Origin of the sequence: Sphingomonas sp. (assembly GCF_039594485.1) — a bacterium.
Taxonomy (GTDB): domain Bacteria; phylum Pseudomonadota; class Alphaproteobacteria; order Sphingomonadales; family Sphingomonadaceae; genus Sphingomonas.
Genome location: NZ_JBCNNI010000013.1, coordinates 61,867 through 80,473 on the forward strand (window position 1 = coordinate 61,867; position 18,607 = coordinate 80,473).

The 18,607-nt window shown below is 68.9% G+C and carries 15 protein-coding genes; 6 read left to right on the plus strand and 9 right to left on the minus strand.

Annotated elements, in window-relative coordinates; translation table 11 throughout:
* The first annotated feature begins 52 nt into the window (after nt 1–52).
* A complete protein-coding gene (cas3, locus tag ABDV78_RS08615) occupies nt 53–2,584 on the plus strand; it encodes a CRISPR-associated helicase Cas3' (protein WP_343526975.1) in 2,532 nt (843 codons plus the stop codon).
* 59 nt (nt 2,585–2,643) lie between these two features.
* Here the strand turns inward: cas3 and ABDV78_RS08620 are convergent, their stop codons facing one another.
* The 3 genes from ABDV78_RS08620 to adh all read right to left on the minus strand — a co-directional run bounded on the left by ABDV78_RS08620 (nt 2,644) and on the right by adh (nt 6,824).
* A complete protein-coding gene (locus tag ABDV78_RS08620; protein ID WP_343526976.1) occupies nt 2,644–4,158 on the minus strand; it encodes an acetyl-CoA hydrolase/transferase family protein in 1,515 nt (504 codons plus the stop codon).
* 50 nt (nt 4,159–4,208) lie between these two features.
* A complete protein-coding gene (locus ABDV78_RS08625) occupies nt 4,209–5,243 on the minus strand; it encodes a zinc-dependent alcohol dehydrogenase (protein WP_343526977.1) in 1,035 nt (344 codons plus the stop codon).
* 69 nt (nt 5,244–5,312) lie between these two features.
* A complete protein-coding gene (gene adh, locus ABDV78_RS08630; protein ID WP_343526978.1) occupies nt 5,313–6,824 on the minus strand; it encodes an aldehyde dehydrogenase in 1,512 nt (503 codons plus the stop codon).
* A 187-nt stretch (nt 6,825–7,011) separates the two neighbouring features.
* Here adh and ABDV78_RS08635 point away from each other — a divergent pair, with 187 nt between their 5' ends.
* Both ABDV78_RS08635 and ABDV78_RS08640 read left to right on the plus strand, forming a co-directional pair.
* Complete coding sequence (locus ABDV78_RS08635) at nt 7,012–8,052, plus strand: GAF domain-containing protein (RefSeq protein WP_343526980.1); 1,041 nt, start codon at nt 7,012–7,014, stop codon at nt 8,050–8,052.
* 83 nt (nt 8,053–8,135) lie between these two features.
* Nucleotides 8,136–8,672, plus strand: coding sequence for a hypothetical protein (locus ABDV78_RS08640; protein WP_343526981.1), 537 nt, complete (start codon nt 8,136–8,138; stop codon nt 8,670–8,672).
* Between the two features lie 4 nt (nt 8,673–8,676).
* On the opposite strand, the gene ABDV78_RS08645 is transcribed toward ABDV78_RS08640, so the two are convergent.
* The 4 genes from ABDV78_RS08645 to ABDV78_RS08660 are packed head-to-tail and all read right to left on the minus strand — an operon-like array spanning nt 8,677 to nt 12,298.
* Nucleotides 8,677–9,387, minus strand: a complete 711-nt coding sequence (locus ABDV78_RS08645) for a Crp/Fnr family transcriptional regulator (RefSeq protein ID WP_343527023.1) — start codon at nt 9,385–9,387, stop codon at nt 8,677–8,679.
* A gap of 57 nt (nt 9,388–9,444) precedes the next feature.
* Nucleotides 9,445–9,561, minus strand: a complete 117-nt coding sequence (gene cydX, locus ABDV78_RS08650; protein WP_343526983.1) for a cytochrome bd-I oxidase subunit CydX — start codon at nt 9,559–9,561, stop codon at nt 9,445–9,447.
* 12 nt (nt 9,562–9,573) lie between these two features.
* Nucleotides 9,574–10,713, minus strand: coding sequence for a cytochrome d ubiquinol oxidase subunit II (gene cydB / locus ABDV78_RS08655; RefSeq protein WP_343526984.1), 1,140 nt, complete (start codon nt 10,711–10,713; stop codon nt 9,574–9,576).
* Between the two features lie 16 nt (nt 10,714–10,729).
* On the minus strand, nt 10,730–12,298 hold the full coding sequence (locus tag ABDV78_RS08660) for a cytochrome ubiquinol oxidase subunit I (protein WP_343526985.1): 1,569 nt from the start codon (nt 12,296–12,298) through the stop codon (nt 10,730–10,732).
* Between the two features lie 124 nt (nt 12,299–12,422).
* On the opposite strand from ABDV78_RS08660, the gene cydD reads away from it, so the two are divergent.
* Nucleotides 12,423–14,054: a thiol reductant ABC exporter subunit CydD gene (gene cydD / locus ABDV78_RS08665; RefSeq protein ID WP_343526986.1), complete on the plus strand. Its 1,632-nt coding sequence runs from the start codon at nt 12,423–12,425 to the stop codon at nt 14,052–14,054.
* The gene (locus tag ABDV78_RS08670; protein WP_343526987.1) at nt 14,051–15,658 is read left to right on the plus strand and encodes an ATP-binding cassette domain-containing protein; all 1,608 of its coding nucleotides are present in this window, start codon (nt 14,051–14,053) and stop codon (nt 15,656–15,658) included. The genes cydD and ABDV78_RS08670 overlap by 4 nt, the downstream gene beginning before the upstream one ends.
* A 2-nt stretch (nt 15,659–15,660) precedes the next feature.
* On the opposite strand, the gene ABDV78_RS08675 is transcribed toward ABDV78_RS08670, so the two are convergent.
* Together ABDV78_RS08675 and hemN are read right to left on the minus strand one after the other, a co-directional pair.
* Nucleotides 15,661–16,350, minus strand: coding sequence for a Crp/Fnr family transcriptional regulator (locus tag ABDV78_RS08675; RefSeq protein WP_343526988.1), 690 nt, complete (start codon nt 16,348–16,350; stop codon nt 15,661–15,663).
* Nucleotides 16,340–17,662 carry an oxygen-independent coproporphyrinogen III oxidase gene (gene hemN, locus ABDV78_RS08680; protein ID WP_343526989.1) on the minus strand — a complete coding sequence of 441 codons (1,323 nt, stop codon included), beginning with the start codon at nt 17,660–17,662 and terminating at the stop codon, nt 16,340–16,342. Before hemN ends, ABDV78_RS08675 begins: the two co-directional genes overlap by 11 nt.
* 129 nt (nt 17,663–17,791) lie before the next feature.
* Here hemN and ABDV78_RS08685 point away from each other — a divergent pair, with 129 nt between their 5' ends.
* Entirely contained in the window at nt 17,792–18,493 is a 702-nt protein-coding gene (locus tag ABDV78_RS08685; protein ID WP_343526990.1) for an OmpW family outer membrane protein, read from the plus strand.
* The last annotated feature ends 114 nt before the right edge of the window (nt 18,494–18,607 follow it).

Consider the following 18,607-nt stretch of genomic DNA (forward strand, 5'->3'; position numbering starts at 1 on the left):
CCTGAGCCGGTACAGGGGAGCCTGAGCCGGTACAGGGACAGGGAAAAGCGCGATGTCGAAACAGGAGCCATGGGCCAAGCTGGAGCATGACATGTCGGGCGCGATCATCGCCGCCCTGCCGTTGCTCGACCATTGCCTCGATGTCGGTGCGGCGATGGAGGCGGTTCTTCCCGCCTGGCTGGCCAGCCTGTCCGCGGCGGCGGGGCGGCCATTGACGGACCAGGATATCGTGCGACTGATCGTGCTGGCGGCCCTCCATGACGTGGGTAAGGCCAATCATGGCTTCCAGGCGAGGAAGGATTCGGAACGGCCCAGGATCGGTCATACCGGGCCGGTCGCGGCGCTGCTGCGCCATCCCCCATTTCGTCAGAGTGAGGCGGGGCGAAGCCTGCTGGACCTGATCGTCCCATGGGGCGCGGTGGAGCTGTTCGCCGCCGTCATGGCCCATCACGGCAAGCCGCTGCGCGAGTTTCACAAATCAGCGGGGCAACAGACTGACATCTGGACCCGTCATATCGAACACTGGCTACCCTCTGGCGGCCATGACCCCAAGGCGGATGTCACGGCCCTGCTTGCCGCGCTTCGGGGGCGCTGGCCCCTGGCATGGGAAACCGGGCCGGGGCTTCCCGATGCGCCGCGTTTCGTGGCGTTGTTCGCGGGGTTGGTGACGCTCGCCGACTGGCTGGGGTCGGACACGCGGCGCTTTCCGGTGGCGGGGGGCCATGGCGCGGCGCGTGATGCCTGGCGCCTGTCCCAGGCCCGTGAAGCAGCGACGGTGCGTGGCCTGGTTCCGCTGGCGACACCGCCGGTCGATTTCGCGGCCGCGCTGGACCATGCCCCGCACGGCTTTCAGACAGAGGCCGCCGCCGAGGACCTGGGCCCGATCGCGCTGATCGAGGCGGAAACCGGATCGGGCAAGACCGAGGCGGCGTTGTGGCGCTGGCTGGCGCTTCGCGCGCGCGGCGAGGTCGACGGGCTGTTCTTCGCGCTGCCCACCCGCTCGGCGGCGGTCCAGTTGCACGGGCGGGTCAATGCCATGCTGGGCCGGGTCTGGGGTAGCGGGGCACCCGAAGCGGTGCTGGCCGTCCCCGGCTATCTCCGCGCGGGGGAGGCCGATGGGCAGGCGCTGCCGGGCTATGCCGTGCGCTGGGATGGTGGCGAGCCCGGCGGGGCGGAGGATGCGCGCTGGGCGGCGGAACGGGCGAACCGTTTCCTGGCGGCACGGGTGGCGGTGGGGACGATCGACCAGGCGTTGCTGGGCGTGTTGCCGGTCAAGCATGCATTGTTCCGCGCCGGGGTGCTGGCGCGCAGCCTGCTGGTCGTCGATGAGGTGCATTCGTCCGATGCCTATATGACCGGGCTGCTCGAACGGCTGCTGGTCCAGCATGTCGCGGTCGGCGGGCGGGCGCTGCTGCTGTCGGCGACGCTGGGCGCGCAGGCGCGGTCCCGGCTGCTTGGCCACCCTGCGCTTTCGCGAGTCGAGGCGGAGGCGCAGCCCTATCCGGCGCTGTCGGGCACGGATGCGGCCCCGCGACCCGCCACCGGCGCGGAGACGGGCGGCAAGCGGGTCGCGGTGGAGACGGCGGGGCTGATCCACGACGCGGATGCGATCGCCGCGCGCGCCGTGGCGGCCGCGCGGGCGGGGGCGGCGGTGCTGGTGGTGCGCAACAGCGTCGGCGGCGCGGTGGCGGTGGCGGAGGCCGTGGCGGCGCTCGCTCCCGAGCTCTGCTTTCGGGTGGGTGAGGTGGCGACACTGCACCATGGCCGCTTCGCGCCCGAGGACCGGCGGCGTCTGGACCGTGCGGTGGAGATGCAGTTCGGCAAGCGTCGGACGGGCGGCGGGCGCATCCTGGTGGGGACGCAGACGCTGGAGCAGTCGCTCGACATCGATGCCGATCTGCTCATCACCGATCTTGCGCCGATGGACGTGCTGCTCCAGCGGATCGGGCGGCTGCATCGCCACCGGCGGGACGATCGCGGGGCTTTTGCCCAGGCGCATGTCGTCGTGCTGCACCCGGCCGAGCGCGACCTGACCCCGCTGCTGGGGAAATATGGCGGTACGCGGCACGGGCTGGGCAATGTCTATCCCGACCTGCTCCAGATCGAAGCGACGCTGCGCCTGCTGGAGGGGGCACCGATCATCGCGATCCCCCGAGACAATCGACGGCTGGTCGAAGGCGCGGTCCACGGGGAGTCGCTGGCGGCCCTGGCGGGGGAACTCGGTGTCGAATGGACCAATCATGCGAACACGCTGGCCGGTGGCCTTCACAAGGATGGCCAGCAGGCGGCGACCGTCGCGCTCGACCTGTCGCGTCCCTTTTCGGAACTGGTCTTTACCGAGGCTAGCGAGGCGTTGGTCACCCGGCTGGGCGCGCGCGACCTGCTGGTCGATGTCGATCCGCCACTGGCCGGGCCGTTCGGCGGCACGGTCGGCCGGTTCGCCATGCCCGGCTGGATGACGCGCGGCGTGGCGGCGACCGAGCAGCCGGTGCGGCTGGACGATCGCCGGTTCCACCTGGGCGGCCGCGCCTATCGCTATGACCAATGGGGCCTGCGCGCGGATGACGGTGGCGCAGGCGCGTGATCCCGGTCCGTCTGGCCCGCGCCTGATCCGCATCGTCAGGGCCTGCTCGTCACGTGCGCTCAGGACGGCAGCATCGTTCCCGTTTCCATGAAGCGACGATGCCACGACAACGCCTCCGCCGGCAGCGAGGGGGCATGGAGGCCATAGGAGCCGCCTTGGGCGCGCATGGCATAGTCGGTGAGCATCGGGCGATAATCGGGATGCGCACAGCGGTCGATTACGGCCCTTGCCCGCTGTCGCGGGGACAGGCTGCGCAGATCGGCCAGCCCCTGTTCGGTGACGATCACCTGCACATCCTGCATGATGTGATCGACATGCGAGGCCTGCGGCACGATGGCAGAGATCTTGCCGCCCTTGGCGGTCGAGGGAGTCATGAAGATCGAGACATAGGCATTGCGCGCGAAATCGCCCGATCCGCCGATGCCGTTCTGGATGCGCGATCCCATCACCAGCGTCGAGTTGACGTTGCCGTAAATGTCCGCCTCGATCAGCCCGTTCATCGCGATGCACCCCAGGCGGCGGACCAGTTCGGGATGGTTGCTGATTTCCTGCGGCCGCAGGATCATGCGCTCGCGATAGCGGGTCATCTCGGCGTTGAGCCGTGCCGCGGCCTGTGGGCTGAGCGAAAAGGCGGTGGCGGAGGCCATGCGCAGCTTGCCCGAATCGAGCAGGTCGAGCATCCCGTCCTGGATCACCTCGGTATAGGCGGTCATCGGATCGAACGGCGCGTCGATCAGGCCCGACAGGACGGCATTGGCGATATTGCCCACCCCCGACTGGATCGGCAGCAGCGCCGGCGGCAGGCGGCCGCGTGAGACCTCATGGGTCAGGAACTCGATGATATGCCCGGCGATGGCGCGCGCGGTTTCGTCCGGCGCGGCGAAGGGCAGGTTGCGGTCGGGCGCGTCCGTCTCGACAATGGCGACGATCTTGTTCGGATCGCAGGCGAGATAGGGCGTGCCGATACGATCGTCGGGGCGGACCAGCGGGATCGGCACGCGATCGGGCGGCAGGCGGGTGCCGTAATAGATGTCGTGCATCCCCTCCAGTGCCGCATCCTGCCAGCGATTGACCTCCAGGATGACGCGCTTGGCCCGATCCGCCCAGGTCTTGTTGTTGCCGACCGAGGAGGAGGGGATCAGCGACCCGTCCGCGCGGATTCCCGATACCTCGATGATCGCGGTGTCGAGCGTGCCGAGCACACCTTCCCACGCCATCGGCGCGACCTGGCTGAGATGCATGTCGAGATAGTCGATCTCGCCGCGATTGATCTTCTCGCGCGCGACCGGATCGCCGCTATAGGGCAGGCGCTGCGCGATGCCGTCGACCGCGGCCAGCGCACCGTCCAGCTCCGGCCCGGTCGAGGCGCCGGTCCACAGATTGACGCGAAACGGCCGCCCGGCGGCGTGATCGGCCGCCATCCGCCGCGCCAGCGCCTGCGGCACGGCCTTGGGATAGCCCGAGCCGGTGAAGCCGCTCGTTGCCATCGTCTCGCCGGGGCGGATCAGGGCGGCGGCGGTATCGGCGTCGGTGATATGTGAACGCAGGGTCGGGCAGGCGATACGATCGGTCATTGTCACTCCCAAAGCGGCGGGCGGCGCCGAAACCGCCGCCCGCCCCGATATCAGGCGGCGAGGTCGAGGACGACGCGGCCCTCGATCTGGCCCCGGCGCATCCGGTCGAACACCTGATTGACCTCCGCGAGCGGTGCGGTGGCGACGGTCGCCCGAACCTTGCCGTCCGCCGCGAAGTCGAGCGACTCCTGAAGGTCGAGCCGGGTGCCGACGATCGATCCGCGCACCGTGATGCCGTTCAGCACCAGCCCGAAGATGTTGAGCGGAAAGTCGCCGGGCGGCAGGCCGTTCAACGCCACGGTACCGCCGCGCGCCATCATGCCGACCGCCTGCGCGAAGGCCTTTTCACTGACCGCGGTGACCAGCGCCCCTTGCGCGCCGCCGCCGGTCTCGCGCTTGATCGCCGCTGCCGGGTCCGGCTCGGTCCGGGCATTGACCGTCACCTTCGCGCCCAGGCGCCTGGCGAGGTCGAGCTTGGCATCGTCGACATCGACCGCCGCGACGTTCAGGCCCATGGCGACCGCATATTGCACCGCCATATGGCCAAGCCCGCCGATGCCGGAGATAACCACCGTATCGCCCGGCTTGGTGTCGGTCATCTTCAACCCCTTATAGACCGTGACCCCGGCGCAGAGCACCGGCGCGATCTCGGTGAAGCTGATATTGCCGGGCAGATGGCCGACGAAATTGGGGTCGGCGATGACATAATCGGCAAAGCCGCCATTGACCGAATAGCCGGTGTTGAGCTGGCTCTCGCACAAGGTTTCCCAGCCGCCCAGGCAATGCACGCAGTGGCCGCAGGCGGTGTAGAGCCACGGCACGCCGACCCGGTCGCCTTCCTTGATGTGGCGGACGCCCTTGCCGACCGCCGAGACATAGCCGACGCCTTCATGGCCCGGAATGAAGGGCGGGTTGGGCTTGACCGGCCAGTCGCCCTCGGCGGCGTGCAGGTCGGTGTGGCAGACGCCCGACGCCTGGATCGCGACCTGGATCAGGCCGTCGCCGACCTCGGGAACGGGGACTTCATCGATGGTGAGCGGGGCACCGAATTCGCGGACGACAGCTGCCTTCATGGTCTTGGCCATGGATATTCTCCTCTCGGATGATGATGGAGCGGGGATGGGCGTGATCGACCGTCCCCGCTTTGACGGGGATCAAAAGAAGCCGAGCTTCTTGGCGGAGTAGCTGACCAGCAGATTCTTGGTCTGCTGATAATGGTCGAGCATCATGCGGTGCGTCTCGCGCCCGATGCCGGAGCGCTTGTAGCCACCGAATGCCGCATGGGCCGGATAGGCGTGGTAGCAGTTGGTCCACACGCGGCCCGCCTGGATCGCGCGGCCCATGCGATAGGCGCGGGTGCCGTCGCGCGTCCACACGCCAGCCCCCAGGCCGTAAAGCGTGTCGTTGGCGATGCTCAACGCCTCCTCATCGGTCTTGAAGGTCGCGACCGAGACGACGGGGCCGAAAATCTCCTCCTGGAACACACGCATCTTGTTGTTGCCGCTGAGCACCGTGGGCTTCACGTAATAGCCCTCCAGACCCACCGGCCGGTTCCGTTCGCCGCCGGTCAGCACCTTGGCCCCTTCGTCGCGACCGATGTCGAGATAGCCGAGGATCTTGTCCATCTGCTCCTGCGAGGCTTGCGCGCCGACCATGGTGGCGGGGTCGAGCGGATCGCCCTGGATCATCGCCTCGACACGCGCGACCGCCTTTTCCATGAAGCGGTCATAGATGGACTCGTGCACCAGCGCCCGGCTGGGGCAGGTGCAGACCTCGCCCTGGTTGAGCGCGAACATGGCGAAACCCTCGATCGCCTTGTCGAAATAGTCGTCGTCCGCCGCCGCGACATCGGAAAAGAAGATGTTGGGGCTCTTGCCGCCCAGCTCCAGCGTGACCGGGATCAGGTTCTCCGAGGCATAGGACATGATGAGCTGCCCGGTCGTCGTCTCACCGGTAAAGGCGATCTTGGCGATGCGCGGGTTCTGCGCCAGCGGCTTGCCGGCCTCGACGCCAAATCCGTTGACGATGTTGAGTACGCCCTCGGGCAGCAGGTCGGCGATCAGTTCGGCCAGCACCATGATCGAGGCGGGGGTCTGCTCGGCGGGTTTCAGCACCACGCAATTGCCCGCCGCCAGCGCGGGCGCGAGCTTCCAGCAGGCCATGAGGAGCGGGAAGTTCCACGGGATGATCTGTCCCACCACGCCCAACGGCTCATGGAAATGATAGGCGACGGTGTCGTGGTCGATCTCCGAAATGCCGCCTTCCTGCGCGCGGATGCACCCGGCGAAATAGCGGAAGTGATCGATCGCAAGCGGCAGGTCGGCGGCGGTCGTCTCGCGGATCGGCTTGCCATTGTCCCAGGTCTCGGCGGTGGCGAGGAGCGACAGGTTCTCCTCCATCCGGTCGGCGATGCGGTGGAGGATCAGTGCGCGCTCGGCGACGCTGGTGCGGCCCCAGCCGTCCTTGGCCTTGTGCGCGGCGTCGAGCGCGAGCTCGATATCGGCCGTCTGGCTGCGCGCGACCTGGCAGATGACCTGCCCGTCGATCGGCGAGCGGTTGTCGAACCAGCGTCCGTCGACCGGATCGACCCAGCGGCCGCCGATGAAATTGGCGTAGCGTTGCTTGAACGGCGCGGTGCGTGCCTTGATGGCTTCCTGAATCGTCATCGGACCTCTCCTTCGTTTCGTATGAGACAAAGGCTCTGCCTGTGTTCGGCCGGGGACAAGCCGGTCCGCGACGAAGTGCGCGTGCGACGATGGACTTTCTCCGTACGAAGCGTAGCATGTGTCGCACGGCGCGACGCGCGATACGCGCCGGTGTCGCAATCTGCGACGGTCGGAGAAGGATGCGGCGATGGACGGCGCCGGAATAGAACAGGGGCGGCGAGCCTTTTTTGACGAGGGGCAATTGCCCCTCGAAACCGTGCGTCAGCCGGTGCTGCGATCCTGGCTGCGATGTACCGATATGGGCCTGGTGCAGGGACGTCGCCGGGATGGCGGCCCGCTGACGGAGGGCGAACTGGCCATCCTGCGTCAGCGTCGCGAGTCGCTGCGCCGTCTCTGCCGCCCCGAACTGGAGATGCTGGCGGGCGAGGCGCGCGACACGGGCAGCGTCGTGATCCTGGCCGATGCGGACGGCATGATCCTGGACAGTATCGGCGATACCGGCTTCCTGTCCCGTGCGGCGCAGGTGGCGCTCCGGCCCGGCGTGTCCTGGACCGAGGCGAGCACCGGCACCAACGCGATCGGCACCGCCATCGCGGAACGTCGTCCGATCGCGGTCCATGGCCCGGAGCATTTCTTCGCCGAACATGCGGTGCTGAGCTGCGCCGCGACGCCGATCCTCGACCCGCGCGGGGCGATCGTCGGCGCGCTCGACATCTCCGGTCCCTCCGCCGGTGGGCATGGCCATGCACTGGGGCTGATCCGGCTGGCGGTCGACCAGATCGAGCATCGGCTGTTCCGCTCCGGCTTTGCCGATTGCCGCGTGCTGCGTCTGCATGACGATGCGGCGATGCTGGGCACCGCGCGCGAGGGGATATTGGTGTTTCGCGAGGATCGCCTCGTCGCGGCCAACCGGCGGGGCCTCTCGCTGGTCGGTCGGAGCTGGGAAGCGCTGGACGAGACCGCGCTGGGCGAGGTGCTGGACATGCGGGGGCAGGAGATGCGGGGCCGCCTGCGCCTGACGAACGGCTCCACGCTGATCGGCGGCTGGGACTCGGAAAGTCGGGGCGGGGGTGTCGAACTTCCGGTCACGGCGCGTCCGCTGGCCGACGACCGGGCAGAGGCGATCGACGCGGCGCTGGCGGCGCATGGCGGCAATGTCACGGCGGCGGCACGCCAGCTCGGCGTCCACCGCAGCACGATCCACCGGCATCTCGCCCGCCAGCGCTGACCTACACCGCCCGCCTTTTGACCTTCGTCAATGCCGGGCGGTGTTCTCCTGCGTCACGAGAACGGCGAAGGAGACCAAGCGCGATGGATCGCAACCCGCTTCAAGGCAGCGTCGTGCCGTTCGCGCGTCGCTGGCACGTCATTCAGGAAATCGACCTGATCCGCCTGATGCAGGAATATCGCAACAGGCTGGCACTCTGCGACCAGGCGGAGGCGATCGCGGATGGCCTGCCCGCTCGCCCGAGCCAGCCGGTGATAACCGCATTCCTGACGGAATTGGCGGACCGGGTGACGAAGGGGGAGCGAGCCGATGGCGATTATCTGCGCGCGATGCTGCTCAACGGGCGTGACGACGCACTGGCCTGGATACTGCTCGACCATGTCCGCCATCGTCATATGGCCGATGGTGCGGCGGCCCGCGAACTGATCGCGGCCTTCGAGGAGGGACATGCGTTTTCGGCCCCCGAAACCCTGGGCCATATGCTGCGGTGCTTCTTCAGCAGTTGCCGCCGCGCGGTCGATTTCGAGCAGCTGACCATCATCGCGCTGGCGGGGCATCGCCTGACGGCGGAGGCGCGTGCGTTGCTGGTCGACGCGCTGGCGGATGGCGTAGCGGCTTGACCGATCAGGCCGCCTCGGCACGTGCGGCGAGCGCCTCGCGGTCGCTGATCGTAATGGCGCGGCCGCCGGGCAGCCCGATGACGCCGCTCTGTTTCATCCGGGTGAGCTGGCGGCTGACCGTCTCGATCGTCATGCCCAGCACGTCGGCGATCTGACCGCGCGTCAGCGGCAGGTCGAAGGTGACCGGCCCGTCGCGGCTGGCCCGGCATCCACTCGCCCCGGCACGTGCGGCCATGTCGAGCAGGAAACCGGCCAGCTTCTCCCCCGCCGACTTGCGCGCCAGCACGAGCATCCGCCCGCGCGCCTCCCTGAGTGACTCGAAGGTCCGCTGGAGCAACAGCCTTTCCATGCGCTGGTGATCCTCCAGCACCCGTTCGAAGGCGGCACGGGGAAAGACGCACAATTGTGCATCGGTCAGCGCGGTCAGCGTGAAGTCGACCTCGCCGGCATAGGGCTGGCCGAAGAAATCGGCCGGGTAGAGCAGCCCGACCGTCTGTTCCCGCCCGTCCGCGGTGGCCGCGACCAGTTTCAGCACGCCCGATAACAGGTTGCCGCAGATCACCGCCTCGTCGCCCGCCCAGATGATGGTCTGGCCTCGCGCGACGTTGCGACGCTGGCCGATCGCGTTCAGCGCCAGGAGTTCCTGGTCGTCCAGGCTGCCGCACAAGGCCCGGTCGCGCACCGCGCAATCGGCACAGATGTCGTTCGGGATCATGGCCTTGCCCGATAGCAGGGCCATGATCCCCTGTCGTCGGACCGATTGTCCTATCCGTCAGTGTGGTTGCGACACGTCATCCTCCTGCGGCAGGTGGAACTCGTGCCACATGCCGTTGAGGATGCCGAAGCCGACCGCGAGGCCGAGGCCGAGGACCCAGGAGAAATACCACATGGACGGGGCCTTTCAGTAAAAGTCGGGGTTGGTGCGCACCGCATCGCTGGTCACGCGTCCGAACATCACCCGGTATGCCCAGGCGGTGTAGGCGAGCACGATCGGCAGGAAGACGACGGTGACGAACAGCATGATGCCCAGCGTCCGTTGCGTGGACGAGGCGTTCCACACCGTCAGGCTGCTATGTGCGTCGATGCTGGATGGCAGGATGAAGGGGAACATCGAACAGCCGACCGTGGCGATGATGCCGGTCGCGGCCAGCGACGATCCGGCAAAGGCGATCGCCTCGCGCCCGCTCCTGATGCCGACCAGCGCCAGTGCGGCACCGACAAAGCCGATGATGGGCAGCGCCATCATCCAGGGATACACGGCATAGTTGTCCAGCCACGCGCCGCCCGCCTGCTGCGCCGTCATGTGCAGCGGATTGGACGGCCCGGACGGATCGACCGCACCGATGATCCGATAGCCCATGTCGCCCCAGGCCACGAAGGCGAAGCCGCCCGCGAAGAGCAGGATCGCGGCGACCGCCGCCACCATTCCGAACGTCCGCGCCCGGTCATGGACCGGCCCATGCTCGACCTTGATCGACAGCCATGCCGCGCCGTGCAGCACCAGCATCGCCACCGACAACAGGCCACAGAGCAGCGTGAAGGGAGTGAACAGTCCGATCAGGGTGCCGTCGTAAAAGGCACGCAGATCGTCATCGAGGCGGAAGGGCGCACCCAGCAGCACATTGCCGACCGCGACGCCGAACACCAGCGCGGGGACCAGCCCGCCGACGAACAGCGCCCAGTCCCAGCGCGAACGCCATGCCGGGTCGGGTCGCTTGCTGCGATATTTGAACCCCACCGGCCGCAGGATCAGCGCGGCCAGCACCAGGAACATCGCCAGGTAGAAGCCCGAAAAGCTGACCGCATAGACGAAGGGCCAGGCGGCGAAGATCGCACCGCCGCCGAGGATGAACCAGACCTGGTTTCCCTCCCAGGTCGGCCCGATGGCGTTGATGACCATCCGCCGCTCGGCATCGTTCCGTGCGACGAAGGGCAGGAGCGCGGCGACCCCCAGGTCGAACCCGTCGGTCAGCGCGAAGCCGATCAGGAGCACGCCAAGCAGCACCCACCAGATCAGCCGTAACATTTCATAATCGAACATGTCCCAGTCCTTATGTTCAGGCGGTGACGGCCAGGGCGGCGGGGATTTCGCCCGGCGCGGGCTGGTCGTTTCGCTCCTCCGGTCCATGGGCGATGGCGGCGAGGATCAATCGTACCTCGATCACCGCCAATGCGCCGTAGAGCAGGGTGAAACCGGCCAGGGTCGTCCACAGCGCGCCGCGCGACAGCGAACTGGTCGCCAGGAAGGTGGGCAACACGCCCTCGATCGCCCAGGGCTGTCGCCCCAGTTCGGCGACGAGCCAGCCCAGTTCGATCGCGACCCAGGGCAGCGGGATCGCGACCACCGCCAGTTTCAGGAACCAGCGCGCATTCATGTGCATGCGGAGCGAACACAGGGTGAAGGCGGTCGCGAACAGCGCGATCATCGCAAAGCCGATCGCTGCCATGATGCGGAAGCACCAGAAGAGCAGGCCGACATTGGGCACCGTATCCCAGGCCGCCGCCTCGATCTGCTTCGGCGTCGCGCTGCGCGGATCGGCCATGTGCCGCTTGAGCAGCAGGGCATAGCCCAGGTCGCGCTTGTGCGCCTCGAACCGTGCCCGCTGGGCCAGGTCCTGCGGGTCGGCCTTGAGCCGCTGGACCGCGTCATAGGCGATCATGCCCGAGGTGATGCGTTCCTGGGCCTTCAGGACCAGTTCGGATATGCCCGCGACCGTGCCGTCCAGGCTGCGCGTCGCGATCAGGCCGAGCACCCACGGGATTTCGACCTTGTAGCGTGTCTCCCGCGCCACCGTGTCGGGGAAACCGAACAGGGTTAGGCCCGACGGGCTGGGTTCGGTATGCCAGACCGCCTCGATCGCGGCGAGCTTCATCTTCTGGTTGTCGGTCAGGGCGTAGCCGCTCTCGTCACCCAGCACGACGACCGACAGCGAGGCGGCGAGGCCGAACGCCGCCGCGACCGTCATCGACCGGCGGGCGATGGGCAGGAAACGCCCCTTGAGCAACCAGCAGGCCGACACGCCCAGCACCACGACCGATGCGCAGACATAGCCCGCGCTGACCGTATGGACGAACTTGGCCTGGGCGACCGGATTGAACAGCACCGCGCCAAAGTCCGCGACCTCCATCCGCATGGTATCGGGATTGAATCTGGCGCCGACCGGGTTCTGCATCCAGCCATTGGCGATGAGGATCCACAGCGCCGACAAGTTGGTGCCCAGCGCCACCATGCAAGTGACGATCAGGTGTCCCAGCTTCGACAGGCGGTCCCAGCCGAAGAACATCAGCCCGACGAACGTCGCCTCCAGGAAGAAGGCCATCAGCCCTTCGATCGCCAGCGGCGCGCCGAAGATGTCGCCGACATAATGCGAGAAATAGGACCAGTTGGTGCCGAACTGGAACTCCATGGTCAGCCCGGTAGCGACGCCCAGCACGAAGTTGATGCCGAAGATCTTGCCCCAGAAGCGGGTGGTCACCCGCCAGACCGGGCGGTTGGTCATGACATAGACCGATTCCATGATGACCAGCATCATCGACAGGCCCAGCGTCAGCGGCACGAACAGGAAATGATACAAGGCGGTGGCCGCGAATTGCAGCCGCGACAGGTCTACGACCCCGGGGTCCATATGATGTCTCCATAGCAGGAGCCGCCCCCCGGCCCCTTGTCGGGCGACTCGCTACGCCCCCGCCGGACCCTCGACATTGACCGCGGTCAAAGACGCCGGGCGTGACCGCTGCGACGGTCGTGGCATGACCACGATCCCCCATGATCCCATCGCCGCCAGGGCGCGTACCCGCTGGTTGAAAAAGGCGGCCGGAGGGCGCGACGGGGCCGCCGCGCTGTTGCTGCTCGATACGGGGGCGGCGATCGGCTTCGCGGCGGCGATCGCGGGCGGGGTGACGGCGGTCGCGGCGCAGACGCCAGTGCTGCCCTGGGTCGTCCTTGCGGCGGCGACGGGCGCGTTGCGCGGCGCGTTCGCCACCATGGCGTTACGGCGAGGGGCGGTGCGGGCAGCGGTGGTCCGGCGTGCGCAGAGAGGGCGTGTCGTGGCCGCCGCGCTGCATCGAAACGCGGGCGAGCCGCTGGATAGCGGGCTGCTGGCGACGCAGGCCGTTGACGCGGTGGAGGCGCTGGACGGCCATGTCGCGCGCTTCCTGCCGGCGCGCAAGGCCGCCGCTCTGGCCCCGATGCTGGTGCTGGTCGCGACCGCCTGCGCCAGTTGGGTGGCGGCGCTCATCCTGGCCGCGACGCTGCTGCCCTTCGTCGCCGCCATGGTGCTGGCGGGGGGCGCTGCGGCGGACGAATCGCGCCGTCAGTTCGTGGCGCTGCATCGCCTGTCGGCCCGGTTCGCCGACCGGGTCCGCGCCTTGCCCGTCGTCCTGGCCTTTCGCGCCCAACGTCGCGAGACGGACGCCATTGGTGCGGCGGCACAGGAACTGGCCGAGCGCACGATGCGCGTCCTGCGAGTCGCCTTCCTGTCCTCCGCCGCGCTGGAGTTCTTCGCAGCTTTGTCGGTCGCGTTGGTGGCGGTCTATTGCGGCTTTTCGCTGCTCGGCCTGCTGCCCTTTGCCGTGCCCGAGACATTGACGCTGGGTCGGGCCTTTTTCGTGCTGGCACTGGCCCCCGAATTCTACGCGCCGATGCGTCGTCTGGCCGCCGCCTATCACGACAAGCAGGTGGCGGAGACGGCCGCCGACACGCTGATCCCCTTGCCGGAGCCCGTGCGCGCGGCTCCGGTTCCGGTGGTGGCGCCATTGGTCTTGCGCGACGTGACGATCCGGTATCCCGACAGCGATCGACCGGCGGTGTCGGGGCTGTCGTTCAGCATCGCGGATGGCGAGACGGTGGCGTTGCTCGGCCCCTCGGGCAGCGGCAAGAGCAGCGTCCTCCATCTGCTGCTGGGCCTGGCCCCGCTGTCCGCCGGAACGATCGAGGCGGGCGGGGTTCCGCTGATCTCGCTGGCCGGATATGCCAGTTGGGCGGGACAGCATCCCCTGCTGATCGCCGGGACGATCCGGGACAATGTGCGGCTGGCCTGTCCCCGGGCCGACGAGATGGCGATCCATCGTGCGGTGACGGCGGCGGGCCTCGCCCCGATGCTGGCGCGACGACCGGGCGGACTGGACGCGCCGCTCGACGCGCGGGGGAGTGGATTGTCCGGCGGCGAGCGGCAACGGATCGCGCTGGCCCGCGCCTTGCTGAATTCCGCGCCGTTCCTGCTGCTGGATGAACCGACAGCGCATCTCGACGCCGCTGCCGAGGCCGCCATGATCCCGACCATCGCGCAGGCGGCACGCGGGCGCACGACGCTGATCGCCACCCATAGTCCCGCGCTCGCCGCCATCGCGACGCGCATCGTCCGTCTGGGAGCCGACGCATGACGCTGCAGACCCTGATCGCCGCCGAGCGCCGGAACGAGCGTCGCCTCCTGCGACGGGCGGGTATGTGCGCCGCACTCGTCGCCGCTGCCTCGGTGGCGCTGCTGGCGCTGTCGGGCTGGTTCCTGACCGCCGCCGCGCTGGCGGGGGGCGCGGGGATCGTGGCGGCGCAGGCGTTCAACTATATGCTGCCCTCCGCCGCGATCCGCCTGCTGGCGATCGTGCGGACAGGCGCGCGCTATGGCGAGCGGCTGGCGGGGCATGCCGCGGCCTTCGGCGCGCTCGCGCGGTTGCGTCCGGCCCTTTACCGCGCCGTTGCCGCCGCGCCCCCCGCCGTCGCACTGGCCCTTGGCAGGGGCGAGGCGACCGCGCGGCTGATCGGCGATGTCGATGCAGTGGAATGGCGGTTCGTGCGCCTGTCCGGCCCCTGGGGCGTCGTCGCCGCGCTGGTGTCGGGCGGGGCGCTGACATGGCTCGGTGGATGGCCTGCCATGGCCGCGACCTTGGCGTGCGCGGGGGGCACGCTGCTCGTCGGGCGTCGCTGGGCGGGGCGGCTGGAGGAACCCGGACGGGCGGTGCAGCGAGCGACCGGAGCCCTGCGCGAGGAGGTGGCCATGCTGGGCGGTGCGGCCGCCGAGCTGCGCTGCTTCGCCCTGGAGGATTGGGCGGCGGCCCGGATCGCGGCGGCGGGCGATCGGCTGGCGGAGGCGCAGATCCGTCAGGTCGCGGCGGCCGCGCGGTTCGAGGCGCTTCACGCGACCAGTATCGCCGTTGCGTCCGCCTTGGCGCTGGCGCTGTCGTCCGGCAGGGGCGCGCCGGTCGCCGCGCTGGTGGCGCTGGCGGCGGCGATGACCCTTGATGCGATCGCGCCGGTGCTGCGCGCCTGGACCGAGGCCGGGCGACTGCGCGAGGCGGAGGCGCGGCTCGACGCCATCTTCGATGCCGTGCGGGAGGGGGGACAGACGCCGTGCGTCGCGCCACGCGGCGATGTGACCCTTACGATCGATGGCGATGGCTTCGTCCCCGCAGCCCGGATTGCCCTGACGGGGCCTTCGGGGTCCGGTAAGACGACGCTGGTCGAAGGTCTGCTGGGGCTGCGTCCGCTGGAGGCCGGCCGGATCGCCATCGACGGACAGGATGCGGCGACCCTGGCGCCCGCGACGCTCCGCGCGACATTCGCCTGGGCCCCCCAGGATGCCGCGCTCATCATGGGCACGGTGCGCGACAATCTGCGTCTTGCCGATCCTGACTGTGACGAGGGGCGCATGTGGCGGGCGCTGGAGGATGCAGCGCTGGATGCCGTGGTGCGCGCCTTGCCGCAGGGGCTCGACACCTGGCTGGGCGACGACGGCGCGCGGTTGTCGGGTGGTGAGCGGCGGCGTTTGTCGCTGGCGCGGGCCTATCTGGACGACGCGCCATGGTTGCTGCTCGACGAACCGGGCGAGGGGCTGGACGCCCAGGTCGCCGCCGAGGTCGCCCGTCGCCTGGATGCGCGCCTGAAACGAACCGGGCAGGGGATGATCGTCGTCAGCCATCGTCCGGTGCTGACCGCGCTGTGCCAGTGTCAATGGACGGCGCAGGGTGGTCACCACCGCTCCGCCGCCTGAGATCAGCTCGCGATGGCGGTGAGGCGGATCGGGGCGATCAGGCGGACGCCGCGCAGGCCCGATATCGCGATCAGCCCTTCATCCTGGAATGCGGTCATGTTGCGGCTGACCGTCTCGACCGCGAGGCCCAGCGCCTCCGCCATCGCGCCGCGCGACAGCGGCAGTTGGAATCCGCCTTGCGCATCCGCGTCGCAGCGCCGCGCCAGGTCGATCAGCAGCGCGGCGACCCGGGCCTCCGCGCGGGCGCGGGCCAGCATCGGCATCCAGCGTCGCGCCTCGGCCAGCGTCGCCAGCGTGCGCCGCAACAATAGTCGCCCGGTGGCGGGATGCCGGACCAGCAGTTCCTCCAGCGTCTGGCGCGGATAGACGCACAGATCGGCATCACTCAGCGCCGTGATCGTATCGACCGAGCGTTCGGCAAAGAGGGTGCCGACAAAATCGCCCGGATAAAGAAGACCGACGATCTGCACGCGTCCGTCCGTCTCCATGCGGGAAACCTTGAGCACGCCCGAGACGAGATTGGCGCAACTGGTCGCGGGATCGCCCGCCCAGCCCAGCGCCTGTCCGGCGCTCAGCCGCCGACGACGTCCGATCCGGTGCAGCGCCGCCAGTTCCCGCTCGCCCAGTCCGCCGCACAAGGCCATGCCGCGCGCGACACAGGCGGCGCAGCGTGGCGGCAGGTCAGACGGCATGGCTGAACTGCCTGTCCTCCGCCGTACGCCATGCGTCGAAGGCAGCGGCGATGCTGCGGGCATAGGGCAGGGCATCGGCCGCCAGGCGCAGACGCGTGCCCTGCCAGTCGATCAGGCCCGCCTGCTCGAACGGGTGCAGGCGCAGGCGTATCGCGTCCCGTTCGGGCAGGTCGTCGAGTTCTGCCTGGCCATGGCACAGCACCGCCGCGATCGCCCGGCCGCGCCGCTGCTCCACCGCATCGCGCGCCACGCCACGCGCGGTCGCGAACCGACCGGCCTCGATCGCGCGGTGCCATTCCCCGGCATTCTTGGCGTTCTGAAGCAGACGGTCGGGAAACTCGCTGATCGCACTGGCGCCCAGTCCGATCAGGATGGCGGCGGGATCTTCGGTAAAACCCTGGAAATTGCGGCGGAGTGTTCCGTCGCGGGCGGCCTGGGCCAGCGGGTCCCGGGCCAGCGCGAAATGGTCGAAGCCGACCGCCTGATAGCCCGCCATGGTCAGGCGGCCATGCGCCAGCGCGGCCTGACCGAAGCGGTCGGCCGCACCGGGCAGGGCGCGCGCATCGATCCGGCGCTGGCGCGGGATGAGATGGGGGACATGGGCATAGCCGAATACCGCGAGACGGTCCGGGGCGAGCGCGATGCTCTGCTCCAGGGTCGCCATCAACGCGGCATTGTCCTGACCGGGCAGGCCGTACATCAGGTCGAAGTTGATCGATCCGACCCCGGCGGCACGCAGCAGGTCGACCGTGCGGGCCACCTCCCCATGGGGCTGGACGCGGCCGATCGCGGCCTGAAGCGCGGGGTCGAAGGTCTGCACGCCCAGGCTGACGCGCGTGACGCCGGTCTCCCCGATCACCGTCGCCCAGTCCGCATCGAACCCGCGTGGATCGACCTCCAGCGACAGGATGGCATCGTCGCACGCGAAGCGGGTGCGAAGGCGGGCGACCAGTGCGGCGAACGCGGCGGGCGGGATCGCATTGGGACTCCCCCCGCCAAAGGCGATCCGCCCGACCCGGCCCCTTCCGTCCAGCCGTGCCGCGACCAGATCGATCTCATCATGCAGCCGCGCCAGATAGGCGTCGAGCCGTGCCGTGCGGTTCGCGGCCCCGGTGTTGCAGCCGCAATACCAGCAGATCGCCCGGCAATAGGGAATGTGCAGATAGAGCGAGATCGGCATGTGCGCGCCGATGGCGTCCAGCGCGGCGGCCATGTCGGCATGGCCCACCGCATCGCCGAACTCCGCGGCGGTGGGATAGCTGGTGTAGCGCGGCACGGGCCGGGCGAGGAGATCGGGATGATAGGGCCACATGCCGAACGCTGTGCCGCGGCGATGCCGCCCGGCCTTTGACCGCCGTCAAACCAGCGCTTGTCCCGCGTCAAGGCGTGGCTGGGGCGGGACTTCTACCCGGTCCTGCATAGACCGAGCAGGAGACCAGAAATGACCATCATCAGGACCGCCGCCATGCTGATCGCGATCGCCGCGACGGGCGTCGGCACATCGGCCTGGGCGCAAGGGACCGAACAGGCCGATCCACGGGTCGGCATTCGCGCCGGGGACGTGCTGGTCCGCGCCCGCGCCATCCTCGTCGCGCCCAACGAGAAATCGGACAGTGTCCTGCCCGCTTTCCCCGGCGAGACCGTGAAGGTCAACGATCGCGTCATGCCGGAGGTCGATGCGACCTATATGGCGACGGACCATATCGGCTTTGAACTGATCGCCTCGACCACCAGGCATTCGGTGTCCGGGGTGCGGGGCACGACCGGCGGCATCGGCGACCTCGCCTCCACCTGGGTCTTGCCGCCGACCCTGACGGTCCAATATCACTTCGCGCCGACCCGCCATGTCCGCCCCTATGTCGGGGTGGGGATCAACTATACGATCCTCTGGAACGAGAAGGCGTCGGACGGGCTGCAAGGCGCGGCGGGCAAGACCAGGGTCCATCTCACCGACAGCGTGGGCTGGGCCGAACAGGCGGGTGTCGATGTCGATATCACGCGCAAGGTCTTCCTGAACCTCGACGTCAAGTACATCGATATCGACACCAAGGCGCGGCTCGACAGTGCCGCGCTCGGGCGGCAGCGGGTGGACGTGTCGCTCGACCCGTTCGTGTTCGGCATCGGGGTCGGAATGCGATTGTGACGCCTCGGCCGATCAAGGCCTGATGGGGGCGGCCGGCCCGACCCGTCGGACACACATTCGGCAGACGCCGATGCCTGTTTCCGACAGGTCATGTTTCCCTGCCGTGACGGGTGT